This is a genomic window from Sphingomonas sp. NIBR02145, from assembly GCF_027359115.1.
GTDB classification, from domain to species: domain Bacteria; phylum Pseudomonadota; class Alphaproteobacteria; order Sphingomonadales; family Sphingomonadaceae; genus Sphingomonas; species Sphingomonas kyeonggiensis_A.
In genome coordinates, this window is the sequence record NZ_CP114791.1 from 4,901,724 (window position 1) to 4,925,949 (window position 24,226).

Consider the following 24,226-nt stretch of genomic DNA (forward strand, 5'->3'; position numbering starts at 1 on the left):
GATCGGCGTTAAGCTTCGAGAGGGAAGATGGGGGAGGGCGTAAGGAAGGCGTAAAGTCTCAAGCTCCCCACCCTGGAAGGTAGGGGCTGGGGGTGGGTGGAAGCCGGGCGATACTGTCGCCTAAGGCTTAACCCAGCCATATCGCGTACATCGACCCACCCCCGACCCCTCCCTTCCAGGGTGGGGAGTGAAGACCCTACCGCCCCACCGCCAGGTACAGATTGTACAGGCTGGTCAGCGTCAGCACGATGCCGACCATCAGCATCAGCGTCTTGGGCTCCACCCGCTTGGCGAGCAGCGCGCCGAACGGCGCCGCGATCACGCCGCCGACCAGCAGGCCGACCGTCGCCAGGGTGAAGGCGCCCCAGCCGAGCTGGGTGATGAAGGTCGCCGAGATCGTCGTGGTGACGAAGAACTCGGCGGTGTTGACCGTGCCGATCGTCGTGCGCGGGGAGGCGCCCTGGACGAGCAGGTTGCTGGTCACCACCGGCCCCCAGCCGCCGCCGCCCGCCGCGTCGAGGAAGCCGCCGGCCAGGCCGAGCGGCTCGACGATCTTGGGCGATTTCTCCTTGGGCGGATAATGGCGGCTGCGCCACAGCAGGTAGAAGCCGATCGCGGTCAGATAGGCGAGGATGAAGGGTTTGGCGGTGCCGGCGTCGATGTTCGACAGCACATAGGCGCCCAGCCCGCCGCCGATCACCCCGGGCACGGCGATGCGCAGGAACAGCTTCCAGTTCACATTCTTGTGCACCGCATGGCTGATGCCCGATACGGCGGTGGTGAAGGTCTCCACCGTGTGCACGCCGGCAGAGGCCGCCGCGGGCGGCACCCCCAGGCTCAGCAACAGGGTATTGGAGATCACGCCAAAGGCCATGCCCAGCGCGCCGTCCACCATCTGGGCGGCGAATCCCACCGCGATGAACGGCAGCAGGAGGCTCAGGTCGATTCCAAAGATCATTCGCACCTTGAAGGTTGGGCCGGGATGGAATGGATGACGGCACCGGAACGTTCCAACAAGATACATCGGCTTTAGTGCGGCCAAGCGCAGAATGGGCCATTCTGGAATTCCGTGGGTTTAGCTATTATGTGGACACCCGATAAAAGGGGACCGGCCATGTTTCAGCGCCTGTTGGCGTATCTGGATTCGATCAAGGCGCGCGATCCCGCGCCGCGATCGCGCGCGGAAATCCTGCTCTATCCGGGCGTGTGGGCGCTCGGCTATCACCGCATCGCGCACGCATTGTTCCGCAATCGCCTCTATTTCCTCGCCCGCGTGGTCAATCACTGGTCGCGCTTCGTGACCGCGATCGACATCCATCCGGGCGCGAAGATCGGCCGCAACTTCTTCATCGATCACGGCTTTGTCGTGATCGGCGAGACCGCGGAGATCGGCGACGACGTCACCATCTATCAGTGCGTCACCCTGGGCGGCACCAGCCCGGACAATGGTGTGGCCGGCAAGCGCCACCCGACCTTGCTCGACGGTGCGATCCTCGGCTCGGGCGCGCAGGTGCTCGGCCCGATCACCGTCGGCGAGCGCGCGCGTGTCGGCGCCAATGCGGTGGTCACCAAGGACGTCGCGCCCGGCGCGGTGATGGTCGGCATCCCCGCCAAGCCGACCCTGGTCGAGGCCGAGAAGTGGCAGAAGGATTTCGTGCCCTATGGCACGCCCTGCAGCGACCTGTTCGATCCGCAGACCCAGAAGCTCGAACTGATGCGCTGCGAGCTGGAGGCGATGCGCAAGCGGCTCGACGCCGTGCTCGCCGAGCGCCGCACCGAAGGGGAGCAGCGCGACAGCGCGTAGATGGGCACCGTAACCCCGCTCCCCCTTGGACGCCCCGGCCAGGTCGGCTTCGAGCGCCCCGAGCTCTCCCGAATCCTCGATCTCTACGGCCGCATGGTCGCCGCCGGCCATTGGCGCGATTATGCGATGTCGTTCGATCTCGACGCCGCGATCTTCGCCGCCTTCCGCCGCGCCGCCGAACGCCCCGAATTCCGCATCGAGAAGCGCCCCGCCTTGCGCAACCGCCAGGGCATGTGGGCGCTGGTCAACGAAAGCGGCATGATCCTCAAGCGCGGGCATGAGCTCGGCCCGGTGCTCGCCCCGGTCGAGCGCCGGCTGATGAAGCTCGTGGAGGAATAGGGCGACTCCGTCATGCTGAACTTGTTTCAGCATCCAACGCTCCACCGGCGATATCGCTAGAGGCGCGTTGGACCCTGAAACAAGTTCAGGGTGACGAGGGATGTGGCTCGGAGCGCCTTGGCCTCAGCTACCCCCCAATCCCACCGGCACCGGGCTCATTCCCCCGGTCTCGCGGATCACCACCAAAGTCTCGAACGTCCGCACCCGCTCGTCGGCGGAGAAGAGCCGGCGGACCAGGTCGTCATAGCTCTCCATGTCGCGCGCGATGATCCGTACCGCGAAATCATGGTCGCCGGTGACGTTCCACGCTTCCATCACTTCGGGCTCGCGGCGGAAGATCTCGAACATCTCGCTCACCGTGTCGGCGGTTTCGCGTTCCAGCGTTACCAGCACGATCATCGACAGCGGCCAGCCCAAAGTCTTCGGATGCACCACCGCAATCTCGCGCTCGATCACCCCGGTCTCGCGCAGCCGCCGGATGCGGCGGTAACAGGCGGGGGCGGAAAGCCCGACCTTCTCGGCCAGCGCCGCCACCGGCTGCTGCACATCAACCTGCAGCAGCTCGAGCAGCTTGCGGTCGAACGAATCGAGCGGTTCAATCTTCGTCATTTTTCGAGCCTAGGTCGATAAACTTTATCGCATAAGTGCCAAAATAAACCGCCCTTATCGCGGCAAATCCCTATCCTGAAGCCACCACCCCGCATTTTCGAGTGTCCCGATGTCCGCTTTCGCTGCCCCGCGGCCCGCTTCGCCGCGCATCGATCTTGTCGCGCTGTCCGCCTTGTTCGTGTCGCTGCTGTCGGTGACGATGGGCGCGACTTTCGCCAAGAAGCTGTTCCCGCTGGTCGGCCCCGAAGGGGCCACCGCGCTGCGCCTGATGTTCGCGGCGGTGATCCTCTCGGCGATCTTTCGCCCGTGGCGGATCCGGCTCGACGCCGGCTGGCGCTCGCTGCTCGGCTACGGCCTCGTGCTCGGGGTGATGAACCTCAGCTTCTACAAGGCGCTGTCCTACATCCCGCTCGGCATCGCCATCGCGGTCGAGTTCACCGGGCCGCTCGCGGTCGCGGTGCTCACCTCGCGGCGCAGGATCGATTTCCTGTGGATCGGCCTGGCGGTGTTCGGCCTCGCGCTGCTGCTGCCGATCTGGAAGGGCGCCGCGCATCTCGACTGGCGCGGCGTTGCCCTCGCGCTGGTCGCCGGTGCCTGCTGGGCGGCGTACATCCTCACCGGCCGCCATGCCGGCGCCGCGCACGGGCCCGCCGCCGCGGCCGGGGGCATGCTGATCGCCGCCTGCCTAGCCGCACCGGTCGGTATCCTCCACGCCGGCACCGCGCTGCTCCGGCCCGAGGTGCTGATGCTCGGCCTGCTCGTCGGCATCGTCTCCAGCGCGATCCCCTATGCGCTCGAGATGATCGCGCTGCCCCGGCTCCCGGCCAACACCTTCGGCACGCTGCTCAGCGCCGAGCCCGCGGTCGGTGCGCTGATGGGGCTGATGCTGCTCGGCGAAGTGCTCAGCGGCGTGCAGTGGCTGGCGGTGTGCCTGATCGTCCTCTCCTCGGTCGGCACCGCGATGAGTGCGCGTCCCGGCACCGCGATCGAGCAGCCCTGAACGAAAAACCCCTCCCGCGCCGGGGGGCACGGGAGGGGAGTGGTGTCGGAAGCAGGGCTGGGGACCGCGCTTCCTCCCAAGTAAGGTCAGGGCGCAGGCGGCTGCGGCGGGGCAGGCGGCGCCGGCGGACGGATCGGCGTGTAGTGCGCCGATGCGATCTTCCAGGTGCCGCCCGCGCGCACCGCCAGGAAGCTCGCCCGCATCGACACGGTCCGTGGCGGTTGCGCCGGCGCGCCGGGCAGGTCGAACGACAGCCGCACGATGATCGAGGCGGCATCGCGATATTCGCGCACCAGCGGATCGCTCAGTCTGGTCACCGGCACCGGCCGCTTCTTGTCCGCGGCATAGAAGCCCAGGAATTCGTCATGCGTGTCGACATCGCCCAGCGGCGAGACCTCGGCATAATCCTGGGTCACCAGGTTGGCGATCTTCTCCTGGTCATAGGCGCGCTCGGCCTCGACGAACTTGCCGACCAGCTCGACCAGCGGGGCATCCGCCTGCGGGGCGGGGGTGGTGAGCAACAGGGCCAGCGTCAGACAGGGCATCATGCAATATCCTGATCGAGAGTATCGGCCCGGGGCGCGAACCCCGGGCCTCCAGGGAACTCAGGCGGTCACCAGCTGGGTCGGCGGCAGCCGCTCCTCCAGCCCGCCGAGCAGGCCGACGACGATGCGGCGCACCGGCTGCCAGAAGGCTGAGAGCAGCAGCAGTGCCGAACCGATCACCAGCGCGGTCAGCGCCGCCGCCAGCTCGACCGCACCGGTCGCCTGGAACAGCGCGTACATCGCCCACAGCACATAGATCAGGCTGGAGACGAGCAGCGCCCGCCGGTCCACCGCCAGCGCGACGAAGGCGAAGGCGATGTAGAGCGCGATCACCACCGCGGCGACCGGGCCGGTAACCTCGCCGTCGAACACGCCGAGCATGTGGAACACCGGGTGCGCGATCAGCGGCGCCGCGGCGAGATGCAGCCAGAAGGCCACGTCCGAGCGGCGCGTGCGGCGCTCGCGGTCGGTCATGTCCCAGCGCATCGCGAAGAAGAACATCGCGACGCCGGCGACGAGCAGCATCTCGTTCACCCAGTCCTTCGCGTTCGGCACCAGCGCGAGCACGATCGCCACGCCCATGCCGACGATCACCAGCCCGCCGGCGGCGACCGTGATCGGCACCATGAAGCGCTTCCAGTGGATCCAGGTGGCGAGCGCGGTCAGCAGGCCGACGATCGCGGCGACGCCAGCGCCGACCTGCTGGCGCTGCAGGTCGGTGGCCAGGTGCAGCTGCTCCTCGATCCAGGGCAGGTTCGCGGCGAAGATGCCCGACAGCGCCGCGCCCACGCCGCCGACAAAGCCGAACAGCAGCAGGATCGACGGCAGCGCCATCCGGCGCTTGGCGGTGAAATACTCGGCGAGCATCCAGCTCGACGCGGCCACGGCGAGCCCACCGCCGATCATGTTGCCGCCGACGATGCGCGGCTCCGGTCCCGGGCCGATCAGCATCTCGCCGAAGAATGCGCCAATGCGCGCCGCGGCAACCAGGATCAGCGCGGCGGCGATCGCCACGAAGATGTCGTTGAACCCGGTGAGCAGCTTGAAATGCTCTTCGTCCACCGCGGGCGCCGACCGGCGCTCGGCGACGTAATTGCGCAGCGCATTGGCGGCTGCGGGGGAAAGCGCCCCCGCTTCCACGGCACTGGCCAGATCGCTTTCGCTGTACATGGCAGTCTCCTCCTGTTGGGGAGGATATACCATATGTGTGTTAGTGAAACAATACGGTAAGGCGGTGTGCCCTTCCTCTCTATTTCGTCATCCCCGCGCAGGCGGAGATCCATTCTGGCTGGCTTCTCGAAAGAAGCGCCGCGTCAGTGCCAATGGATTCCCGCCTGCGCGGGAATGACGAAGGAAGGGGAAAGCTCAGCCCTTCTGCAACCGGCTCAAAATCAGCATCGTCTGCTCGCTGCCCGAGCCGGGGACGATCTCGCCCGTCCGGTCGGTGATCTGCGCCCATTGCGCCTGCACCGCCTCGGGCGTCAGCGCTTCCAGCCTGGCGCCCTGGGTCAGCGTCACATAGGCGGCCTGGACTACCCCGCCGCCGGCACCGACGATCTGGTTGGTCGGCGCGTCCTCGCTCACCAGGAACAGGGCGGCCGGCGCGACATTCTCAGGCGCGAACGCCTTGAATGCTTCCTCGGGGAACAGGTCCTCGGTCATCCGCGTGCCCGCCACCGGTGCGATGGTGTTGACCTTGATCCCGTATTTCGCGCCCTCCAGGTACAGCGTCTTGGTCAGCCCGGCGAGGCCGAGCTTGGCCGCGCCGTAATTCGCCTGGCCGAAATTGCCGAACAGCCCGGTCGAGCTCGCGGTCATCAGGATGCGGCCGTAATTCGCCTCGCGCATCGTCTCCCACACCGCCTTGGTGCAGTTGGCCGAGCCGATCAGGTGGACGTCGACGACGAACTTGAAGTCCTCCGGCTCCATCTTGGCGAAGCTCTTGTCGCGCAGCACGCCGGCATTGTTGATCAGGATGTCGATCCGGCCCCATTTCGCCTTGGCCGCCTCGACCATCGCGACCATGTGGGCATAGTCGGTGACGCTGCCGCCGTTCGACATCGCCTCGCCGCCCAGCGCCTCGATCTCCTCGACCACCTTCAATGCCGCGTCCGAATGGCCGGTGCCGTCGCGCGATCCGCCCAGGTCGTTCACCACCACCTTCGCGCCGCGCTTCGCCAGTTCGAGCGCATAGGCACGGCCCAGCCCGCCGCCGGCGCCGGTGACGATGGCGACGCGGTCCTTGAAGTCGATGGTCATGCAGGTCTCTCCTTTGCGGAGAGCTTAGGCAGGGCGAGGAGGGGGAGACAAGCCGCAACAACCGCTAGCGGAGGGATGCGACGCGATCCCACCCTCCGTCACCCTGAACTTGTTCCAGGGTCCAACTCTCCCCAAGGGACGAACCGGCAGAGGCATCAGGCCCCTGCCGGTTCTAAACAGATCACCGCGACTGGCGGCAATGATCCTTGATGGTCTTCGAGCAGCGCGGATAGCTCTTCGGGTCCGAAGGTGCCGGCGCCGCGGCGGTGGCTGCATCGGCCGCCGGCGGGGGCGGCGATGCGGGGGGAGCTGCCGGAGGCGCGGGCGGAGCCGGAGGCGTCGGGGTGGTTTCCGGAGCAGCGGGCGCGGCCGGAGCGGCGGGCGGCGGGTTGGTCGCCGGCGGCGGCGGCGCAGCCGGGTCGGCAGGCGCCGCAGGCGCGTCGGGGGGCGGCGGCGGTGCGTCGGCCGGCGGGGCGGGCGGTGCCGGCGGAGTCGGGGCCGGCGCCGTCTGCGGGGCGGTCTGCGGCATGTCCTGCGCGATGGCGGTGCCACCAAGCGCCAGGGCGGCCGAGGCCAAAAGCATGAACTTCATTGTGAGCATTCCTCTCTGTCACCCCACCCGCTTCCCTCCCGAAACGCATGTGCCGGGTGCGACGTTGCGCACCCGGCACATTCCATCCCGCAAAAAGGGGATTTGGCCGCGCTCAGCCGCCGCGCTGGCGGCAGCCGTCGAACTGGCCGCGCTTGCAGATCGGGTAGCTTTCCTTCGGTGCCGGCGGCGGGAAGGCCTGGGTCGGCGTCTGGGTGCTCGGCACGAACACCACCTGGGTGCCCGGCGGCGGCGTGGTGCCGGTGCTGAACAGCGGCGCGGCCGGCGCATAGCCGCCGAGCTTGCTCGCGTCGTTGTTGGTCGGGGATTCGGCCTTCTGCGCCGAAGTCTGTGCCTGCGCGGCGCCGGCGACCAGCGTCAGCGCGGCTGCCATGACAAGGAGCTTCATGGGGTGCGTCTCCTGAAACCGGGCGAGATCGTTACGCCCGGTTCCAGCAACGCGAGGGGGAGGGGTTGGTTTCGTTAAATCGGGTTCATGTGGAAGGGCTCTCCTCCGCACACCCGCCGTCATCCCCGCGCAGGCGGGGATCCATTCTGGCTGGCTTGTCGAAAGAAGCGCCGCGTCAGTGCCAATGGATTCCCGCCTGCGCGGGAATGACGAAGTGAGGAGTCGGGAAAAGAGCCGCACGAGATCCCGGCTTTCGCCGGGATGACGGCTATTCCTCAATTCCCCGCGTCGAGCGCGTACCCGGCCGAGCGCACCGTCCGGATGATGTCCGGCCGGTTGCCATGGTTGATCGCCTTGCGCAGGCGGCGGATGTGGACGTCCACCGTGCGGCTCTCGATGTCGCTGTCATGCCCCCACACCGCGTCGAGCAGCCGCTCGCGCGAGAACACCCAGCCCGGATGCTCGAGGAAGTGCTTGAGCAGGCGGAACTCGGTCGGCCCCAGCTGCACCACTTCGCCGCCGCGGCGGACCTTGTGGCCCACCGTGTCCATCTCGATGTCCGAATAGGTCAGCGCCTCGCCGGCCAGCGCCGGGCGCACGCGGCGCAGCACCGCGCCGACCCGGGCGACGAGCTCGCGCGGGGAGAAGGGCTTGGTGACGTAATCGTCCGCCCCGGTCTCGAGCCCGCGCACGCGATCCTCTTCCTCGCCGCGCGCGGTGAGCATGATGATCGGCACGTTCGCCGTCTCGGGCATGCGGCGCAGGCGCCGGCAGACCTCGATCCCGCTCAGCCCCTCGACCATCCAGTCGAGCAGCACGATGTCGGGCGTCGCTTCCTTGGCGAGGAGCAGGGCTTCCTCGCCGTCGGGCGTGTGCTTCACCTCATAATCTTCACGCTTGAAATGATAGGCGACCAGTTCCGCAATCGCGGCGTCGTCCTCGACGAGAAGCATCTTCACTCGGGCCATATGTTCCCCAATCCGCTCAGTTCGTCCCGGCCGCGCCGGTCTCGCGCTCGGCCATGTATTCGCCTGTCGCCGCGAAATAGACCATCTCGGCCACATTGGTTGCGTGGTCGCCGATCCTCTCCAGGTTCTTCGCCACGAACAGCAGGTGCGCCACCTGGCTGATCGTCTTCGAATTCTCGACCATGAACGTCACCAGCGTCCGGAAGATCGAGTCGTAGAAATCGTCGAGCGCGTTGTCGCGGGCGCAGATCCGCACCGCGGCCTCGGCATCGCGGGCCGAAAAGGCGTCGAGCACGTCGTGCACCATGTCCGCGGCCAGCTGGCCCATCGACGGCAGGATCGAGACGACCTCGATCCGCTCCTCGCCCTCGGCATGGATCAGCGGCACGCGCTTGGCGATGTTCTTGGCATAGTCGCCGATCCGCTCGATCACCGCGGCGATCTTGAGCGCGGCGATCACTTCGCGCAGATCGTCGGCCATCGGGGCGCGCAGCGCGATCACGCGGACGACGAGCTTTTCCAGCTCGGCCTCGATCGCGTCGATCTGCTTGTCCTTCTTGCGCACTTCGTCGGCCAGCTCGGCATCGCCGCGCGACAGCGCCAGCATCGCGTCCTCGATCGCCTGCTCGGCCAGCCCGCCCATCTGCGAGATCAGCGCGCGCAGCTGCCCGATGTCCTGATCGAACGCCTTTACCGTATGTTCCTGGCCGGTCGACATAATGGGTACTCCTAGCCGTACCGGCCGGTGATGTAATCCTTCGTCCGCTCCTGCCTGGGGGCGGTGAAGATATTGTCGGTGTCCCCATATTCGACCAGCTGGCCGAGATGGAAGAAGGCGGTCTTCTGGCTGACGCGTGCCGCCTGCTGCATGTTGTGCGTCACGATCACGATCGCATAGCGCCCCTTGAGCTCGTGGATCAGCTCCTCGATCTTCGCGGTGGCGATCGGATCGAGCGCCGAGCAGGGCTCGTCCATCAGGATCACTTCGGGGTCCACGGCAATCGCGCGGGCGATGCACAGCCGCTGCTGCTGGCCGCCCGAAAGCGCGGTGCCGCTGTCGTTCAGCCGGTCCTTCACTTCGTCCCACAGGCCGGCGCGGCGCAGCGACTGCTCGACGATCCCGTCCAGCGCGCCCTTCGAAGCCGCCAGCCCGTGGATGCGCGGGCCATAGGCGACATTCTCGTATATCGACTTGGGGAAGGGGTTGGGCTTCTGGAACACCATGCCCACCCGGGCGCGCAGCTGCACCACGTCCATGTCCGACGAATAGATGTCCTCGCCGTCCAGCGTGATCTCGCCGGTCACCCGCGCGCTCGGGATGGTGTCGTTCATCCGGTTGAGCGTGCGCAGGAAGGTCGACTTGCCGCAGCCCGACGGGCCGATGAACGCCGTCACATGATCCATGTCGACATCGATCGAGACGTCGCGGATCGCCTGCTTGTCGCCATAGGACACGCTGACGCCGCGCGCGGACATCTTGTGCGGGGCAGGGTGGGCGTCGGTCATCACCAGCGGGTCCCGAATTTGTTGCGAAGATAGATGGCGAGCCCGTTCATGGCGAGCAGGAACACCAGCAGGACAAGGATCGCGGCGCTGGTCTTCTCGACGAAGCCGCGGCTGACTTCGTCGGACCACAGGAAGATCTGGACGGGCAGCACGGTGGCGGGGTCGGTGAAGCCGCCCGGCGGGGTGACGATGAAGGCGCGCATGCCGATCAGCAGCAGCGGCGCGGTCTCGCCCAGCGCACGCGCCATGCCGATGATCGTGCCGGTCAGGATGCCGGGCATGGCGAGGGGGAGGACATGGTGGAACACCACCTGGATCCGGCTCGCCCCGATGCCCAGCGCGGCGTCGCGGATCGACGGCGGCACGCCCTTGATCGCGTTGCGGCTGGCGATGACGATGACGGGCATGATCATCAGCGCCAGGGTCACGCCGCCCACCAAGGCGGCCGAGCGCGGCAGCAGCGGCCCCACCCGCATCCCGAACAGGCTCCAGCTGCCCAGGAACACCGCCAGCCCGAGCAGGCCGAAGATGATCGAGGGCACCGCCGCCAGGTTGTTGATCGAAACCTCGATCAGGTCGGTCCAGCGGTTCTTCGGGGCATATTCCTCGAGATAGATCGCCGAGAGCACCCCGATCGGGAAGGCGATCAGGAAGGTCACCGCCATGGTCAGCAGCGATCCCTTGAACGCGCCCCAGATGCCCACCGCCACCGGATCGGTCGAATCCGATTCGCTGAAGAAGCCGGCGTTGAACCCGGTGTGGAGCTTGCCCGCGGCATTGAGCTTGCGTGCCAGCGGTGCCGCGGCGGCATCATTGCCGCGCAGCCCCTGCTCGACCTGGGTCGAGGCCGGCACCCAGAGCAGCTTCTTCTGATGGAGCAGCGACGGATCGGCCTTGAGCGCCTCGCGCACCTTGAGCCAGGCGACATCGGACAGCACCGGCACGCTCTGCGGCCCATAGGCGGCGAGCGCGGCGTTGGAGACCTTGTCCTCCAGTTCCGCCCCGGCCAGCGCCAGATTGGCGCCCGGGGTGGAGAGCTGGGCGGGATCGATCTTCATCGCCATCGCCGGGAAGTCGAGCGGCAGCGCGATCTCGGTGCGGGTGAAGCCGCGCCAGCCATTGGTCACCATGGTGAACAGCAGGAAGGCGAGGAAGGCGGCCGACAGGATCACCGCCATCATCCCGAACAGCTTGAAGCGCCGCTCGCGCGCATAGCGCCGGCGGATGCGCTTCTGCATCGCCGCGGTCTTCCAGTCGGTCGGCGCGCGGGACTGCACGGCCTCGGGGGCGGGCTTATTCATAGGCCTCCCGGTATTTCTTCACGACGCGCAGCGCGACGATGTTGAGCAGCAGCGTGATCACGAACAGCGTCAGCCCCAGCGCGAAGGCGGCCAGCGTCTTCGGGCTGTCGAACTCGGCCTCGCCGGTCAGCAGGTCGACGATCTGCTTGGTGACGGTGGTCGCGCTCTCGAACGGGTTGAGCGTGATGTTGGCGGCACCGCTGGCGGCCATCACCACGATCATCGTCTCGCCGATCGCGCGGGATACGGCGAGCAGCACGCCCGCGACCACGCCGGGCAGCGCGGCGGGCAGCAGCACCCGCGAGATCGTCTCGCTGTGCGTCGCGCCCATCGCCAGGCTGCCGTCGCGCATCGCGGTCGGCACCGCGGCGATCGAGTCATCGGCCATCGAGGAGACGAACGGGATGATCATCACGCCCATCACCAGACCCGCTGCCAGCGCGCTCTCGGACGAAGCGAAGGGCATGCCGAGATGCACCGCCAGGTCGCGCACCGCCGGCGCCACGGTCAGCGCGGCGAAATAGCCGTAGACCACGGTCGGCACGCCCGCGAGCATCTCCAGCGTCGGCTTCATCCAGGCGCGCACCCGGGGGGCGGCATATTGGGTCAGATAGATCGCGCTCATCAGCCCGAAGGGGATGGCGACCAGCATCGCGATCACCGCGCCGATGAAGAAGGTCCCCCAGAACAACGGCACCGCGCCCAGTGACTTGCCGGGGTCCGATGCCTCGATCACCTGCGGGCTCCAATGCGTGCCGAACAGGAAGTCGGTGATCGGCACCTGCTCGAAGAAGCGCAGCGATTCCCACAGCAGCGACAGGAAGATGCCCAGCGTGGTCAGGATCGCGATCAGCGAGGCGACCAGCAGGAGCAGCATCACGATCCGCTCGACCTGGCTGCGCGCCTTCAGCTGCGCGCGGATCCGCGACCAGGCGAACAGCCCGCCGGCAAAGGCGAGCAGGATCGCCATCGCGCTGCCCATCCAGTTGTAGCGGTTCTCCGCCGCGCGGGTCGCCGGGGCGAGCTCGGCGGCCAGCGGATCGAACGCCTTGGCGTCCGGGTCCTCGGCCACGCGCTTCGCCTCGGCGAGCAGCGCGTCGCGCTCGAACTCGAACTGGGGCAGCTGCTTCGCCGCCGGATGCTCCAGCACCGCGTCGCGCACCAGGCTCGGCGAGAGCGAGGCCCAGACCGCGACGAACAGCAGGGCGGGCAGCACCGCCCAGGTCGCGACATACCAGCCATGCTGCGAGGGCAGCGAATGGAGCCGCTTGGCGCCACCGCGATCGATCCGCTGGGCGCGGGCGCGGCCGGTCAGCCAGCCGATCAGGCCAAGCCCGGCGATCAGGAAAAGGAGGGCGAGCGGGTTCATCAGTGCAGCCCCGCCGGATCGAGCGGCGTGCGCTGCTCGAGGATCGCCAGCGCGTGCGCGCGCACCGCGTCCGGCGCCGGGATCAGCCCGCGCCGCGAGAGCTTGCCGCCCGGCGCCCACATCGTGCCGTACAGCTTCAGGAAGTCGGCCAGCCCGGGCACCGCGCGCAGGTGGCGCTTCTTCACATAGAGGAACAGCGGCCGCGCGCCCGGATAGCTGCCGTCGGCGATCGTCGCATAGCTCGGCGCCACGCCGTCGATCGGCACGCCGTGCAGCCGGTCGGCATTCTCCTCGAGATAGGAATAGCCGAACACGCCGATCGCATTGGGGTTCTGCGCCAGCCCCTGGACGATCAGATTATCGTTCTCGCCCTTGTCGATGTACGGGCCATCGTCGCGGATGCGCTTGCAGCGATTGTCGTACGGGCTGGTGTCCTTCGCCGTCTTCATCGCGTGGACGGCGGGATCGGCCTCGGCGCAGCCCGGCTCCATCACCAGCTCGACCAGCGCGTCGCGGGTGCCGCTGGTCGAGGGCGGGCCCATCACCTGGATCGGGATCGCGGGCAGCGACGGGTTTACGTCGCGCCAGGTCCGCGCCGGGTTGCTGTCCTTGCCGAACGGATGCGCCGCCAGCGCCAGATACACGTCCTTCTTGCTGAGCGTCAGCTTCGGGCCGTTGTTCGCCTCGGCCAGCGCGACTCCGTCGATGCCGATCTGCACCTCGATGATCTCGCCCACGCCGTTGCGCTGGCAATCGGCATATTCGGTCTTCTTGATCCGGCGCGAGGCGTTGGCGATGTCCGGGAACTGCCAGCCCACGCCCTCGCAGAAGCGCTTCAGCCCCGCGCCCGTGCCGATCGATTCGACCACCGGCGCGCGGTGCCCGCTGCCCTGGTTGACGAACGCCTCGGCCACCGCCGTGGTGAAGGGATAGACCGTCGACGAGCCGACCACGCGGATCTCCCGCGCGCTGTTGCCGTTGCAGGCAGTCAGCGTCAGCGCGGTCGCCACGAGTGCAAGCCTGCCGAAAATGTCTCGTCTCCCGGGAACGGCAAGAAGGGGGCGAGAATCGCCCTGCGGTTCGCCTGCCTCTGTTGCAGTACGGTTACGGCTTTATGACAGCGGCCAAGGGAAGCAGCACGCTCACCGTGGTTCCCTTGCCGACCACGCTGGCGATGTCGAAGCGCCCGCGGTGCCGCTCGACGATATGCTTGACGATCGAGAGGCCCAGGCCCGTGCCGCCGATCGTCCGGCTGCGGCCGGCATCGACGCGGTAGAAGCGCTCGGTGAGGCGGGGCAGGTGCTCGGGCGGGATGCCGTCGCCCTGGTCGGTCACGCTGAGGCGCACCATCGAATCGCCCTCGGGCAACAGGCTGACGAGGATCGGCGTTCCCTCGCGGCCGTACTTCATCGCATTGCCGATGACGTTGTGGAGCAGCTGGCTGAGCTGCGAGGCATCGCCGCGCACCGGCGCCACCTCGGCGATCTCGGTCACCACATCGCCCGCGCGCGGCACGCCCGAAAGCTCGAGACACACTTCGTCGATCAGCTCGCCCAGCGCGACGGGATCGTCGGGCGCGCGATATTTCTCCGCCTCGATCCGGCTCAGCGAGATCAGGTCGTCGATCAGCCGCTGCATCCGGCGTGCCTCGCCGTGCATGATCTTGAGGAACCGCTCGCGCAGCCCCGGATCCTCGCCCGCGCCATCCTCCAGCGTCTCGACATAGCCGAGCAGCGAGGCGAGCGGGGTGCGCAGCTCGTGGCTGGCATTGGCGACGAAGTCGACGCGGATCCGCTCGGTGGCATAGCTACCGGTGCGGTCGACCAGATGGACGATCCGCCGCCCGTCGGCGAGCGTCGTCACCCGCATCTCCCAGCGCTGGTCCCGCGTGCCCAGGCCCACCAGGTGGATCGGTGCCGCGCTGCCCGGATCGCTCGGGTTCATCAGCCGCTCGGCGGCGGCGGGGTGGCGAATGGCCACCCGAACATCCTCGCCCAGGATATGCTGGCCGAGCAGGGTGCGGGCAGGCGGATTGGCGGCGGTCACGCGGCGCTCGGCGATCAGCAGCACCGGCTCGGCGATCGCATCGAGCACTTCGGCAATGCCCGGATCCTCGCTCGCCGCCGGGGCGGCATCGGGCGGACCGTCCTGGTCGCCACCGGCCGTCGCCACCAGCACGGCGGCCACGCCGCACACCAGCATGATCAGGCTGGTCTGCACGTCGCCGTTGAGCAACAGCCCCGCCAGCGCGCCCGCGGCAGCGATGCCGAGCGCCACAAGCGCCTTGATACCGGAGGAATAGGGCATGAGCCGCCTTACTAGGGGCGGGGCGAAGATTCGTCACCCGCGATTATTGCCGCGATTATTGCCGATGCGCCCTCTATTCCATCGTTCCCGCACTCCAGCTTCGTCATCCCCACCCCTTTTCACCGTCATCTCCGCGAAGGCGGAGATCCATTCTGGCCGGCTTCTCGAACGGAGCCGCGACGGCAGCGGCAATGGATTCCCGCCTTCCGCGGGAATGACGAGGGTGTTGGGACGGCCTGTCCCACAATTTACGATTGCGAAACGCCACCGGGCGCAGGACAATGCATCATGGCAGACGAAGCACAGGGTCCGAAGGCAAGCCGACGCGCACTGATGCTCGGCGCGGCGAGTGCGTCCGCGATCGTCTCGATCCGCCCCGCGCTGGCGCAGACCAATGCCTCGGTGATGAACTGCGAGATCCCGGTCCCCGATCCGGGCCGCGCCGGCCAATATGTCGCGGCCGACGGCAAGCTGGTCCCCGCGGGCACCCAGGGCGCCTTCCCGGCGGCGGGCCGGCCGTTCAAGGCGGCCGAGGTCAAGAACGCGCTCAACGGCGGCACTCTGCCCGGCACCACCTATGAGCAGAGCCGCGCCTACACCAATTACATCCGCCGCCTGCAATCGGGCACCAGCGGCTTCACCTGCTTCGCCTCGCTGCAAATGCCGCGCGGCTGAGGCCGTGGCATTCCCGGTTCCCGTCATCCCGGCGAAAGCCGGGATCTCAGGCGAAGGCGCGGGGAAGGAGCCGCACGAGATCCCGGCTTTCGCCGGGATGACGAATGGGGCGTGAGATGACGGTCCTCTACCGCGCCGCCGCGCCCGAAACCCTCCGCATCGTCCCGCTCGACGCGCTCACCCTGATCTACCACCGCGCCTCGGGCATCACCCATGTCGTCGACGCGCCGGTACCCGAGCTGCTCGAAGCGCTCACCCCCGAGCCCCGGACCCTCGACCAGCTCCTCGCCAACCTCACCGAGCGCTACGACCTGCTCGACGCCGATCCCGCCGCGCTGGCGATCCGTCTCGACGAGCTCGTCCAGGCCGGGCTGGTCGAGCGGCTGTGAGGCACATCGCCCATCTCCGGATCGGCCCCGCCGCCTTCCGCATCGGCAGCCACTGGCGCGCGCCGATCGCCGCGCTCGAAGACCTGTACGGCGATTACCCGAAGCCCGAGATCCCGGACTTCAACGTCCACCTCTTCGCCGCCCGTCCGTGGCGCAGATATCTCCGCCCCGCGGTCCATATCGGCGGGGACTTCACCATTCCCGATGCCGCGCCGCTGCCGCTTGCCCAGGGCCTGCTCGCCGCCGAGATGGGGATGAACCTGCAGATGGCGCTCGCGCAGCGCCGCTACCTGTTACTGCACGCTTCCGCGGTTGAAAGGGACGGGAAGGCGGTGCTGATGACCGGCATCTCGGGCGCCGGCAAGTCCACCCTGGCTGCGCTGCTGATGGCGCGCGGCTGGCGGCTGATGGGCGACGAGTTCGTACTGATCGATCCGCGAACTGGTGCAGCCCACGCCTTTCCGCGCCTGATCAGCCTCAAGAACCAGGCGATCGCGGTCGCCCAGGCCGCGCATCCGCAGGGCCGGTTCGGGCCGCTGCTCGCCGGCACGCCCAAGGGCGATATCCGCCATCTCGTCCCCGATGCCCGCGCCATCGCCGCGATGGACGAGCTTGCCCAGCCCGCGCTGATCCTCTTCCCGCGCTTCGGCTTCGACACCGCCGAGCGTCCGGTGCTGCCCAGCGAAGCATTCGTCCGTCTCACCCAGGCCTCGACCAATTACGTCCATCTGGCGGAGCGCGGTTTCGATGCGCTCACCCGGCTCGTCCAGTCGGTCCCGGCGCGCGCAATAGACTATCCGGACACCGAAGCTGGCATTGCCCTGGTCGAGGGGCTCGCATGAACCCCGGCTGGCGCCTTGCGACCATACTCCGCGAGCCCTCCGCTTCGCTCACCTTCTCGGCGAAAGAGTGGACCGAACTCTTCGCCGTAGCCCGTGCAGAGCAGATGGCTGGCACGCTCGCGCACCGTTTGCATGGCCTGGTGCTACCCGCCCGGATAAAGCGTCTGGTCGAGGATGCGCTCGCCTCGTCCGAGCAGGTCCGCATGGCCGCCCTCTGGGAAGCCGAAATGGCCCGTCGCGCGCTCGCCCCGCTGGGCGTGCCGGTGGTGCTGCTCAAGGGCACTGCCTTTGCCGCCGCCGGCCTGTCGCCGAGCGCGGGCCGCAATATCGGCGATCTCGATATTCTCGTGCCGCGCGAGAGCCTTGGCGAGGTGGAGGCCGCGCTGATGGCCGCCGGCTGGGAATGGGTGAAGCCCGATCCCTATGACGATGCCTATTACCGCCGCTGGATGCACGAGCTGCCCCCGCTGATCCATCATGAACGGGATCGCATGATCGACGTCCACCACACGATCCTGCCGCTGACCGCGAAGATAACCCCGGACGCGGCCGGCCTGATCGCGGCCAGCGAACCGCTCGAAAACGGCCTGCGCATACTTTCGCGTCCGGATGTGCTGGTCCACGCCGTCGCCCATCTCCTGGCGGACGGCGATCTGGCGGGTGGAATGCGCAACCTTTGGGACTTTCACTGTCTGGTACGGGATGGTGGCACCGAAGGCCTGCTGGAGCGCGCCCGCCACCACGGCCTGGCCCGTGAAATGGCCCGCGCCCTGCGCCTCAGCCATGCCCTCTACGGCACCGAAGTTCCTTCGGAATACCAGCGGCTTGGGCTGGCCGATCGCCTCTATCTCCGCCGCCTCACCGCGCGTGACGGCTGGGGCCGCCAGACCCGCAGGCCGCTGCGCATGGCCTTCTATGTCCGCAGCCACTGGCTCCGCATGCCGCCGGCGATGCTCGCCCGCCATCTCTGGACCAAATACCGCAAGGGCTATCGCCCGGTCGGCTGAACGCATTGAAACGAAACGGGAACAAATCCTTGTGATGTAGGCGATCGCAGCCTATCCTCCGCGGCGTTCAGCAGGAGGGGTTTCGATGTTCCGCAAGGTCGCTTTCACCATGTACCCGGTCATCGATCTCGACCGTGCCCGCAATTTCTACGAGAACGTCCTCGGCCTGCCGGCGAGCAACGCCGCCTATGGCATTCCCTGGGTGGAATATGACCTGCCCGGCGGCGGCTGCCTCGGCATCACCACGGTCACCGGCAACAAGCCCTCGGCCGATTCCGGCGGCACCATCGCCTTCGAGGTCGAGGACCTCGACGCGCTCTGCGCCGATCTCGAGGCCAAGGGCGTCACCTTCAAGACCGACCTGATCCACTCGCCCGTCTGCCGGATGCGCGTGATCGAGGACAGCGAAGGCAATGGCGTGCTGCTCCACCAGCTGAAGAATCGTACCTGATTCCTTCTTGCTCCCCTCCCTGCAAGGGAGGGGGTGGGGGTGGGTTGCGCGCCCGGCCTTCCGGGCGCGCCCAGCGAGACGGCATCGGTAAAAAGAAAAGGCCGGGCATCGAGCCCGACCTTTTCTAACCCACCCCTAGCCCCTCCCTTGCAGGGAGGGGAATTGTGCACGCCTAATTCTGTTGTCCCAGCCGCTCCAGCGCCGGCACCAGCTCGGCGAAGGAATCGATCACCGCGTCGGCGCCCAGCTCCTCGATCGGCTGGGTCAGGAAGCCGAAGCTTACCGCCACGCTCGGCACCCCGGCATTCTTCGCCGCCAGCGTGTCGAAGATCGTGTCGCCGACGAACGCCGCGCGCCCGCCGCCGCAGCGCCGGATCATCTCCTGGATCGGCAGGGCGGAGGGCTTGGCGTTGCCCTTGCCCATCGTGTCGCCGCCGATGATCGTCTCGAAGCGGGCGCTCAGCCCCAGCTCGTCGATCAGCTTCACCGCCAGATATTCGAACTTGTTGGTGACGATCGCCACCTTCGCGCCGCGCGCCGCCAGCAGGTCCAGCGCCTCGATCATGCCCGGGAAGGGCCGCGAATGCTCGGAGACATGGTCCCGGTACCATTCGAGCAGCGCCGGATAGAGCCGCGCCATCAGCGCCTCGTCATAGCCGCCCGAGGCCTCCAGCGCCTGCTCCAGCATATGCTTGGCGCCGAGCCCGACCATGGTCATCACCGCAGCCTTGTCGAGCAGCGGCCGCCCGGCCAGATCGAGGGCGTGGTTGGTCGCGCCCACCAGGTCGGTGCTGCTGTCGATCAGGGTGCCGTCCAGGTCGAAACCGACGATGTCGAAGGGGAAATCAGCCATGGCGGTGCTGCCTGCCAGCAGCCCTATGGAATTGGCAAGGCTAACGTGGCAGGGGACGGGTAAATGGAGGGAAAATGACCGCACCGATCGCAGCAATCATCCTGGCGGCCGGCAAGGGCACGCGGATGAAGTCCGATACCCACAAGGTCCTCCATCCCATCGCCGGCCGGCCGATGCTGCTCCACCTGATCGACAGCGTGAAGGCGCTGGGTGCCGAGCGCGAGGTCGTGGTGGTCGGCGCGGGCAAGGAGCAGGTCGAGGCGGCGGTGCACCCCCTCGGTGTCGAGACCGCCGAGCAGGCCGAGCAGCTCGGCACCGGCCATGCCGTGCGCATGGCGGAGGCGGCGCTGGCCGGTTTCCAGGGCGATGTCCTGATCCTCTATGGCGACGTGCCGCTGGTCACGACCGGAACGATGCGCCGGATGATTGACGCGCTTCACGGCGAGGGCGATCCGAGCGTGGTGGTGCTCGGCTTCCGCCCGGCCGATCCCGGCGCCTATGGCCGGGTGATCGTCGGCCCTGATGGCCGGCTCGACAAGATCGTCGAGTTCAAGGACGCGACGCCCGAGGAGCGTGCGGTAACCCTCTGCAATTCCGGCCTGATGGCTGTGCGCTCGGCGGACCTGTTCCGCTTGCTCGCGCAGCTCAAGAACGACAATGCCGCCGGCGAATATTACCTGACCGACCTGGTCGAGCTCGCCCGTGCCGAGGGCCGCTTCTCGGTCGGCATCGAGACCGATGCGATCGAGGTTGCGGGGGTCAACAGTCGCGGCGAGCTCGCCGGGCTCGAGCAGGAATGGCAGCAGCGCCGCCGCGCCCGCGCGATGGTCGAGGGCGCCACCCTGGTCGCGCCCGAGACGGTGTGGTTCGCCTATGACACGGTGATCGGCCGCGACGTGACGATCGAGCCCAACGTGGTGTTCGGTCCCGGCGTGAGCGTGGCCGACCGGGTGGTCATCCATGCCTTCAGCCACCTCGAAGGCGCCGAGATCCTGTCCGGTGCCGATATCGGCCCCTATGCCCGGCTGCGCCCCGGCGCGCGGATCGAGCAGGGTGCCAAGGTGGGCAATTTCGTCGAGATCAAGAAGGCCGTGATCGGCCCCGGCGCCAAGGCCAACCACCTCAGCTATATCGGCGATGCCACCGTCGGGGCGGGGGCGAATATCGGCGCGGGCACGATCACCTGCAATTATGACGGATTTTTAAAGTACCGGACAGTCATAGGAAACGGCGCTTTTGTAGGAAGCAACAGCGCGCTCGTGGCGCCCGTCACCATCGGTGATGGCGCGATCGTCGCCGCCGGATCGGTGGTGACCCGCGATGTCGAGAGCGACGCCTTGGGGATCGTGCGGGCTGAGCAGCAGGTGAAGCCGGGCTGGGCGCGCAAGTTCCGCGAGAAGATGAAGGCTCTTAAGGAAGCGGGGAAGAAATGATGCGTATGCGCAGCCAGGTCGCGATGCTCTCCCTGGTGCTCGCCGCGCCGGCGATCGCCCAGACCGCCGCGCCGCTCACGCCGGCCCAGGCGATCGAGGCGGTCGCCGCCTCGAAGACCGGTGCGGTCGAGGGCGTGTTCGAGTTCGTGGTCGCTTCGTCCGGCGCGGGCGGGTTCAGCGCCTATCTCAACTCCGCCGCCAATTACCGCGACCCCGGCAACCTCACCATCGAGCTGCATACCGGGGCACGCAACGGGCTCAAGGAGAAGCTCGGCGGGCACGCCGAAGACGTCCTTGTCGGCAAGCGCGTGCGCGTGAAGGGCATCGCCCGCCGCGTGCCGGTCGGCTCGCATTTCCAGACCCGCATCTCCGTCGAGACGGCGGACCAGATCGAAATCCTGGGCTGATTTTCGGCCGCCACTTGCCTGACGAGGAAGCCCGCAACGCCATGACCGACCGATATGCCGGCAAACCCTTTCTTCGGCTGCTCGACAGCTATGTGCTCGATGCGATCGGTCATCTCGACGCCGAGCAGGATACCAGGCTGACGGCGATGGAGCCCCGGTTCCGCGAGGTCTTCGGCGAGGCCGGCGACTGGCGGGCGATCGTGGTTGCCCGGATGCAGTTCCCCGATGGCATTGCGGGCGCGATCCGCCAGGTCTGGGACAAGGGGCGGGACCGGTTCGTCGCGGCCAATGGCCGGGAGCCCGATCCGGTCGAGTTCACCCGGGTCTTTGTCGATACCAAATTCCCGCATTGATGCGGTCTGAAGGATGAATTGAGATGTGCGGAATCGTTGGAATCGTCGGCCGGGAAGACGTTGCGGAGCGGTTGTACGACGGCCTCAAGCGGCTGGAATATCGTGGCTATGACTCGGCCGGCATCGCCACCGATGTCGATGGCCGGATCGAGCGCCGCCGCGCCTCCGGCAAGCTGGTCAATCTCGGCAAGGAGCTGGCGGAGAACCCGCTGCCCGGCACCACCGGCATCGCGCATACCCGCTGGGCTACCCATGGCGGTCCCACCACCAACAACGCCCATCCGCACGCCACCGGCGAAGTCGCTTTGGTCCACAACGGCATCATCGAGAACTTCAAGGCGCTGCGCGACGAGCTGATCGCCCGCGGCCGCAAGTTCGAGAGCGAGACCGATACCGAAGTCGTCGCCCATCTGGTCAGCGAGAAGGTCGAGGCCGGCATGGCCCCGGCCGAGGCCGTCGCCGAGGTGCTGCCGCGCCTGCATGGCGCCTTCGCGCTCGCCATCCTGTTCCGCCAGCATCCGGATCTGCTGGTCGGTGCCCGCCTCGGCTCGCCGCTGGTCGTCGGCTATGGCGACGGCGAGACCTATCTCGGCTCGGACGCGCTGGCCCTGGCGCCGCTCACCCAGCGCATCGCCTATCTCGAGGAAGGCGACTGGGTCGTCATCACCCGCGACGGCGCCCAGATCTTCGACAAGGACAACAACCCCGTCGAGCGCCCGGTCACCATCTCCGGCGTCACCGGCGATCTCGTCTCCAAGGGCAACCACCGCCACTACATGCTCAAGGAGATCTACGAGCAGCCGATCGTCGTCGCCCAGACGCTGCGCGCCTATCTGCAGCGCATGGACGACCAGGTAACGCTGCCGATCCCGGACTTCGATCTGTCGGCGATCAAGCGCGTCACCATCGTCGCCTGCGGTACCAGCTTCTATGCCGGCATGGTCGCCAAATACTGGTTCGAGCAGTTCGCCCGCGTGCCGGTCGATCTCGATGTCGCCTCCGAGTTCCGCTACCGCGCGCCGGTGATGGAAGAGGGCGGGCTGATGATCGTCATCAGCCAGTCGGGCGAGACCGCCGATACGCTCGCCGCGCTCCGCCATGCCCGCAGCGAAGGCCAGAAGATCGCCGCGGTGGTCAACGTCCCCACCAGCTCGATGGCGCGCGAGGCCGACTTGCTGCTGCCGACGCATGCCGGGCCGGAGATCGGCGTCGCCTCGACCAAGGCGTTCACCTGCCAGCTTGCGGTACTCGCCGCGCTCGCCGCCAATCTCGCCAAGGCCAAGGGCAAGCTGTCCGACGCCGAGGAGAAGGCGATCGTCAAGCATCTCGCCGAGGCGCCGGCCGCGCTCAACGGCGCGCTGGCCTATGACGAGGCGATCCAGGCGATGGCCGGCGTGGTCGCCGCTGCCCGCGACGTGCTCTATCTCGGCCGCGGCACCGATTATCCGCTGGCGCTCGAGGGCGCGCTCAAGCTCAAGGAAATCAGCTACATCCACGCCGAGGGCTATGCCGCCGGCGAGATGAAGCACGGGCCGATCGCGCTGATCGACGATGCCGTGCCGGTGATCGTGATCGCCCCTTCGGGCCCGCTGTTCGAGAAGACCGTCAGCAACATGCAGGAGGTTCAGGCGCGTGGCGGCAAGGTGATCCTGATCTCGGACTATGACGGCATCGAAGCGGCGGGCGAGGGCACCGTGGCGACGATCACCATGCCCAAGGTCCACCCGCTGATCGCGCCTCTGGTCTATGCGGTGCCGGTGCAGCTGCTCGCCTATCATGTCGCGGTGGCCAAGGGCACCGACGTCGATCAGCCGCGCAACCTGGCGAAGTCGGTCACGGTCGAATAGGCCGCCAGAGCATCGAGAGATGGGTGCCGGCCACGTCGCCGGCATCCTCGAACCCCAGCCGTCGGTAGAGTGCCTGCGCGCGCGGGTTGTTATAGGCGACGCTCAGGCGCAGTCGGTCCGCGTTCGCGTCCCGTGCAGCCTGTTGCAGCCAGCCGACCAGCGTCGTGCCGAGCCCCCTGGCCTGTGCCCCGGGCGCGAGCAGGATGTCGATCAGCACCCATTCCGGCCCGCTCCTGTCGAAATAGAAGCGGCCGATCGGAGCATCGCCGCGCGTCACCAGCCGGAAGTCTCCCTTGCGGTGGGCCTTCACGAAATGCGCGTGCTGGAGCGCGAATTGTTCGTCGAGGAACGCGCGTTTCTGGTCGGGAGCCCAGGGCGCGAACAGCAGCTCCGCGATGCGCGCCTGAGCGTGAAGATCGGCAAGCTCGGGCAGGTTGCCGACATCGGCTGCGGGCAGCGCGATCCCCTGTGTCGGCAACTCCATGGGCAAGGGCGGGAGGACCCGTGCCGCCGGGAAGGAAGGTAGCTTATTCCGCGTCATTTTGCCCCGAAACGGCGTGGACCGTCTTCCCGTGTTGCGTCCGTACCGGCAGGATAGCTTTGATTATGCAGGAGGGGAAAGCAGCGACATGGAACTTAAGCCGGAAGATTTCGAACCCTGGGTTGGGCGCAAGGTCCGCGTTTCGACCCTGCCCGAGCCGGTGGAGATCACGCTTGCCCAGATCTTTCGGCGCAGTCCCTTGCGGGGCATCGACGTGCGTGCGCCCTTCTCGCTGTTCTTCGAAGCGCCGATGGACGTCTATCTGATCGATGCCACCTATGAGCTCGATTGCGGCAGGGGCGGCCCGCATGCGATCCTGATCACCCAGCTCCAGCCGCTGCCCGATCGGCGAATCTACGAAGCGGTCTTCTCCTGATCCAGGACGGCTGAAACGAAACCGGCTCCGCCGCAGGGTGCGACGGA

Annotated in this window: 29 protein-coding genes; 13 read left to right on the plus strand and 16 right to left on the minus strand. The window is 67.6% G+C overall.

What is annotated here, in order from left to right:
- Positions 1–196: 196 nt before the first annotated feature.
- Complete coding sequence (locus O3305_RS22615) at positions 197–958, minus strand: sulfite exporter TauE/SafE family protein (RefSeq protein WP_269574524.1); 762 nt, start codon at positions 956–958, stop codon at positions 197–199.
- A gap of 156 nt (positions 959–1,114) precedes the next feature.
- Here O3305_RS22615 and epsC point away from each other — a divergent pair, with 156 nt between their 5' ends.
- The gene (epsC, locus tag O3305_RS22620) at positions 1,115–1,804 is read left to right on the plus strand and encodes a serine O-acetyltransferase EpsC (protein WP_269574525.1); all 690 of its coding nucleotides are present in this window, start codon (positions 1,115–1,117) and stop codon (positions 1,802–1,804) included.
- Positions 1,805–2,143 (plus strand): DUF2794 domain-containing protein, encoded by a 339-nt coding sequence (locus O3305_RS22625; protein ID WP_269574526.1) that lies wholly within the window; start codon positions 1,805–1,807, stop codon positions 2,141–2,143.
- 123 nt (positions 2,144–2,266) lie between these two features.
- Here O3305_RS22625 and O3305_RS22630 read toward each other — a convergent pair whose 3' ends face one another.
- Entirely contained in the window at positions 2,267–2,752 is a 486-nt protein-coding gene (locus O3305_RS22630; protein WP_269574527.1) for an Lrp/AsnC family transcriptional regulator, read from the minus strand.
- Positions 2,753–2,861: 109 nt separating this feature from the next.
- Between O3305_RS22630 and O3305_RS22635 the strand changes: the two genes are divergently transcribed.
- A complete protein-coding gene (locus O3305_RS22635; protein ID WP_269574528.1) occupies positions 2,862–3,752 on the plus strand; it encodes an EamA family transporter in 891 nt (296 codons plus the stop codon).
- Positions 3,753–3,838: 86 nt separating this feature from the next.
- Here O3305_RS22635 and O3305_RS22640 read toward each other — a convergent pair whose 3' ends face one another.
- From O3305_RS22640 to O3305_RS22695, 12 genes are all read right to left on the minus strand, one after another.
- Positions 3,839–4,300: a nuclear transport factor 2 family protein gene (locus tag O3305_RS22640; protein ID WP_269574529.1), complete on the minus strand. Its 462-nt coding sequence runs from the start codon at positions 4,298–4,300 to the stop codon at positions 3,839–3,841.
- 57 nt (positions 4,301–4,357) lie between these two features.
- Complete coding sequence (locus O3305_RS22645) at positions 4,358–5,467, minus strand: hypothetical protein (RefSeq protein ID WP_269574530.1); 1,110 nt, start codon at positions 5,465–5,467, stop codon at positions 4,358–4,360.
- A gap of 195 nt (positions 5,468–5,662) precedes the next feature.
- Complete coding sequence (locus O3305_RS22650; RefSeq protein WP_269574531.1) at positions 5,663–6,556, minus strand: SDR family NAD(P)-dependent oxidoreductase; 894 nt, start codon at positions 6,554–6,556, stop codon at positions 5,663–5,665.
- Between the two features lie 181 nt (positions 6,557–6,737).
- On the minus strand, positions 6,738–7,148 hold the full coding sequence (locus tag O3305_RS22655; protein ID WP_269574532.1) for a Fe-S oxidoreductase: 411 nt from the start codon (positions 7,146–7,148) through the stop codon (positions 6,738–6,740).
- 112 nt (positions 7,149–7,260) lie between these two features.
- The gene (locus O3305_RS22660) at positions 7,261–7,554 is read right to left on the minus strand and encodes a hypothetical protein (RefSeq protein WP_269574533.1); all 294 of its coding nucleotides are present in this window, start codon (positions 7,552–7,554) and stop codon (positions 7,261–7,263) included.
- Between the two features lie 275 nt (positions 7,555–7,829).
- Positions 7,830–8,522, minus strand: a complete 693-nt coding sequence (gene phoB, locus O3305_RS22665) for a phosphate regulon transcriptional regulator PhoB (protein ID WP_184169365.1) — start codon at positions 8,520–8,522, stop codon at positions 7,830–7,832.
- Positions 8,523–8,538: 16 nt separating this feature from the next.
- Complete coding sequence (gene phoU, locus O3305_RS22670) at positions 8,539–9,240, minus strand: phosphate signaling complex protein PhoU (protein WP_184169363.1); 702 nt, start codon at positions 9,238–9,240, stop codon at positions 8,539–8,541.
- 11 nt (positions 9,241–9,251) lie between these two features.
- On the minus strand, positions 9,252–10,028 hold the full coding sequence (gene pstB / locus O3305_RS22675; RefSeq protein WP_184169361.1) for a phosphate ABC transporter ATP-binding protein PstB: 777 nt from the start codon (positions 10,026–10,028) through the stop codon (positions 9,252–9,254).
- Positions 10,028–11,329 (minus strand): phosphate ABC transporter permease PstA, encoded by a 1,302-nt coding sequence (pstA, locus tag O3305_RS22680; RefSeq protein WP_269574534.1) that lies wholly within the window; start codon positions 11,327–11,329, stop codon positions 10,028–10,030. Before pstA ends, pstB begins: the two co-directional genes overlap by 1 nt.
- Positions 11,322–12,698 carry a phosphate ABC transporter permease subunit PstC gene (gene pstC, locus O3305_RS22685; RefSeq protein ID WP_269574535.1) on the minus strand — a complete coding sequence of 459 codons (1,377 nt, stop codon included), beginning with the start codon at positions 12,696–12,698 and terminating at the stop codon, positions 11,322–11,324. The genes pstA and pstC overlap by 8 nt, the downstream gene beginning before the upstream one ends.
- Positions 12,698–13,708, minus strand: a complete 1,011-nt coding sequence (locus O3305_RS22690; protein WP_269574536.1) for a PstS family phosphate ABC transporter substrate-binding protein — start codon at positions 13,706–13,708, stop codon at positions 12,698–12,700. Before O3305_RS22690 ends, pstC begins: the two co-directional genes overlap by 1 nt.
- Before the next feature lie 94 nt (positions 13,709–13,802).
- Positions 13,803–15,005, minus strand: a complete 1,203-nt coding sequence (locus tag O3305_RS22695) for an ATP-binding protein (RefSeq protein WP_269574537.1) — start codon at positions 15,003–15,005, stop codon at positions 13,803–13,805.
- A gap of 288 nt (positions 15,006–15,293) precedes the next feature.
- Here O3305_RS22695 and O3305_RS22700 point away from each other — a divergent pair, with 288 nt between their 5' ends.
- The 5 genes from O3305_RS22700 to O3305_RS22720 all read left to right on the plus strand — a co-directional run bounded on the left by O3305_RS22700 (position 15,294) and on the right by O3305_RS22720 (position 18,369).
- Positions 15,294–15,680: a hypothetical protein gene (locus O3305_RS22700; protein ID WP_269574538.1), complete on the plus strand. Its 387-nt coding sequence runs from the start codon at positions 15,294–15,296 to the stop codon at positions 15,678–15,680.
- A 104-nt stretch (positions 15,681–15,784) separates the two neighbouring features.
- A complete protein-coding gene (locus O3305_RS22705) occupies positions 15,785–16,069 on the plus strand; it encodes an HPr-rel-A system PqqD family peptide chaperone (RefSeq protein ID WP_269574539.1) in 285 nt (94 codons plus the stop codon).
- Positions 16,066–16,911: an HprK-related kinase A gene (locus O3305_RS22710; protein ID WP_269574540.1), complete on the plus strand. Its 846-nt coding sequence runs from the start codon at positions 16,066–16,068 to the stop codon at positions 16,909–16,911. Before O3305_RS22705 ends, O3305_RS22710 begins: the two co-directional genes overlap by 4 nt.
- Positions 16,908–17,918, plus strand: coding sequence for a nucleotidyltransferase domain-containing protein (locus O3305_RS22715; protein ID WP_269574541.1), 1,011 nt, complete (start codon positions 16,908–16,910; stop codon positions 17,916–17,918). The genes O3305_RS22710 and O3305_RS22715 overlap by 4 nt, the downstream gene beginning before the upstream one ends.
- Before the next feature lie 85 nt (positions 17,919–18,003).
- Complete coding sequence (locus O3305_RS22720; protein ID WP_269574542.1) at positions 18,004–18,369, plus strand: VOC family protein; 366 nt, start codon at positions 18,004–18,006, stop codon at positions 18,367–18,369.
- 172 nt (positions 18,370–18,541) lie between these two features.
- On the opposite strand, the gene O3305_RS22725 is transcribed toward O3305_RS22720, so the two are convergent.
- Positions 18,542–19,222 carry an HAD-IA family hydrolase gene (locus O3305_RS22725; protein ID WP_269574543.1) on the minus strand — a complete coding sequence of 227 codons (681 nt, stop codon included), beginning with the start codon at positions 19,220–19,222 and terminating at the stop codon, positions 18,542–18,544.
- A 74-nt stretch (positions 19,223–19,296) separates the two neighbouring features.
- Between O3305_RS22725 and glmU the strand changes: the two genes are divergently transcribed.
- From glmU to glmS, 4 genes are read left to right on the plus strand one after another with little or no spacing between them, the layout of a single operon-like run.
- A complete protein-coding gene (gene glmU, locus O3305_RS22730; protein ID WP_269574544.1) occupies positions 19,297–20,655 on the plus strand; it encodes a bifunctional UDP-N-acetylglucosamine diphosphorylase/glucosamine-1-phosphate N-acetyltransferase GlmU in 1,359 nt (452 codons plus the stop codon).
- Positions 20,652–21,062 (plus strand): hypothetical protein, encoded by a 411-nt coding sequence (locus O3305_RS22735; protein ID WP_269574545.1) that lies wholly within the window; start codon positions 20,652–20,654, stop codon positions 21,060–21,062. The genes glmU and O3305_RS22735 overlap by 4 nt, the downstream gene beginning before the upstream one ends.
- Before the next feature lie 41 nt (positions 21,063–21,103).
- The gene (locus tag O3305_RS22740; RefSeq protein ID WP_269574546.1) at positions 21,104–21,415 is read left to right on the plus strand and encodes a hypothetical protein; all 312 of its coding nucleotides are present in this window, start codon (positions 21,104–21,106) and stop codon (positions 21,413–21,415) included.
- A gap of 23 nt (positions 21,416–21,438) precedes the next feature.
- Positions 21,439–23,262, plus strand: a complete 1,824-nt coding sequence (gene glmS, locus O3305_RS22745; RefSeq protein ID WP_269574547.1) for a glutamine--fructose-6-phosphate transaminase (isomerizing) — start codon at positions 21,439–21,441, stop codon at positions 23,260–23,262.
- Here glmS and O3305_RS22750 read toward each other — a convergent pair.
- Positions 23,249–23,746, minus strand: a complete 498-nt coding sequence (locus O3305_RS22750; protein WP_269574548.1) for a GNAT family N-acetyltransferase — start codon at positions 23,744–23,746, stop codon at positions 23,249–23,251. The genes glmS and O3305_RS22750 overlap by 14 nt on opposite strands.
- 145 nt (positions 23,747–23,891) lie before the next feature.
- On the opposite strand from O3305_RS22750, the gene O3305_RS22755 reads away from it, so the two are divergent.
- Positions 23,892–24,179, plus strand: coding sequence for a DUF6916 family protein (locus O3305_RS22755; RefSeq protein ID WP_269574549.1), 288 nt, complete (start codon positions 23,892–23,894; stop codon positions 24,177–24,179).
- Positions 24,180–24,226: the final 47 nt, after the last annotated feature.

Bases quoted from the DNA above. Each gene is read 5' to 3' on its own strand.
- O3305_RS22615 (WP_269574524.1), bottom strand. From the start codon at position 958: ATGATCTTTGGAATCGACCTGAGCCTCCTGCTGCCGTTCATCGCGGTG.
- epsC (WP_269574525.1), top strand. From the start codon at position 1,115: ATGTTTCAGCGCCTGTTGGCGTATCTGGATTCGATCAAGGCGCGCGAT.
- O3305_RS22625 (WP_269574526.1), top strand. From the start codon at position 1,805: ATGGGCACCGTAACCCCGCTCCCCCTTGGACGCCCCGGCCAGGTCGGC.
- O3305_RS22630 (WP_269574527.1), bottom strand. From the start codon at position 2,752: ATGACGAAGATTGAACCGCTCGATTCGTTCGACCGCAAGCTGCTCGAG.
- O3305_RS22635 (WP_269574528.1), top strand. From the start codon at position 2,862: ATGTCCGCTTTCGCTGCCCCGCGGCCCGCTTCGCCGCGCATCGATCTT.
- O3305_RS22640 (WP_269574529.1), bottom strand. From the start codon at position 4,300: ATGATGCCCTGTCTGACGCTGGCCCTGTTGCTCACCACCCCCGCCCCG.
- O3305_RS22645 (WP_269574530.1), bottom strand. From the start codon at position 5,467: ATGTACAGCGAAAGCGATCTGGCCAGTGCCGTGGAAGCGGGGGCGCTT.
- O3305_RS22650 (WP_269574531.1), bottom strand. From the start codon at position 6,556: ATGACCATCGACTTCAAGGACCGCGTCGCCATCGTCACCGGCGCCGGC.
- O3305_RS22655 (WP_269574532.1), bottom strand. From the start codon at position 7,148: ATGAAGTTCATGCTTTTGGCCTCGGCCGCCCTGGCGCTTGGTGGCACC.
- O3305_RS22660 (WP_269574533.1), bottom strand. From the start codon at position 7,554: ATGAAGCTCCTTGTCATGGCAGCCGCGCTGACGCTGGTCGCCGGCGCC.
- phoB (WP_184169365.1), bottom strand. From the start codon at position 8,522: ATGGCCCGAGTGAAGATGCTTCTCGTCGAGGACGACGCCGCGATTGCG.
- phoU (WP_184169363.1), bottom strand. From the start codon at position 9,240: ATGTCGACCGGCCAGGAACATACGGTAAAGGCGTTCGATCAGGACATC.
- pstB (WP_184169361.1), bottom strand. From the start codon at position 10,028: ATGACCGACGCCCACCCTGCCCCGCACAAGATGTCCGCGCGCGGCGTC.
- pstA (WP_269574534.1), bottom strand. From the start codon at position 11,329: ATGAATAAGCCCGCCCCCGAGGCCGTGCAGTCCCGCGCGCCGACCGAC.
- pstC (WP_269574535.1), bottom strand. From the start codon at position 12,698: ATGAACCCGCTCGCCCTCCTTTTCCTGATCGCCGGGCTTGGCCTGATC.
- O3305_RS22695 (WP_269574537.1), bottom strand. From the start codon at position 15,005: ATGCCCTATTCCTCCGGTATCAAGGCGCTTGTGGCGCTCGGCATCGCT.
- O3305_RS22700 (WP_269574538.1), top strand. From the start codon at position 15,294: ATGGCAGACGAAGCACAGGGTCCGAAGGCAAGCCGACGCGCACTGATG.
- O3305_RS22705 (WP_269574539.1), top strand. From the start codon at position 15,785: ATGGGGCGTGAGATGACGGTCCTCTACCGCGCCGCCGCGCCCGAAACC.
- O3305_RS22715 (WP_269574541.1), top strand. From the start codon at position 16,908: ATGAACCCCGGCTGGCGCCTTGCGACCATACTCCGCGAGCCCTCCGCT.
- O3305_RS22720 (WP_269574542.1), top strand. From the start codon at position 18,004: ATGTTCCGCAAGGTCGCTTTCACCATGTACCCGGTCATCGATCTCGAC.
- O3305_RS22725 (WP_269574543.1), bottom strand. From the start codon at position 19,222: ATGGCTGATTTCCCCTTCGACATCGTCGGTTTCGACCTGGACGGCACC.
- glmU (WP_269574544.1), top strand. From the start codon at position 19,297: ATGACCGCACCGATCGCAGCAATCATCCTGGCGGCCGGCAAGGGCACG.
- O3305_RS22735 (WP_269574545.1), top strand. From the start codon at position 20,652: ATGATGCGTATGCGCAGCCAGGTCGCGATGCTCTCCCTGGTGCTCGCC.
- O3305_RS22740 (WP_269574546.1), top strand. From the start codon at position 21,104: ATGACCGACCGATATGCCGGCAAACCCTTTCTTCGGCTGCTCGACAGC.
- glmS (WP_269574547.1), top strand. From the start codon at position 21,439: ATGTGCGGAATCGTTGGAATCGTCGGCCGGGAAGACGTTGCGGAGCGG.
- O3305_RS22750 (WP_269574548.1), bottom strand. From the start codon at position 23,746: ATGGAGTTGCCGACACAGGGGATCGCGCTGCCCGCAGCCGATGTCGGC.
- O3305_RS22755 (WP_269574549.1), top strand. From the start codon at position 23,892: ATGGAACTTAAGCCGGAAGATTTCGAACCCTGGGTTGGGCGCAAGGTC.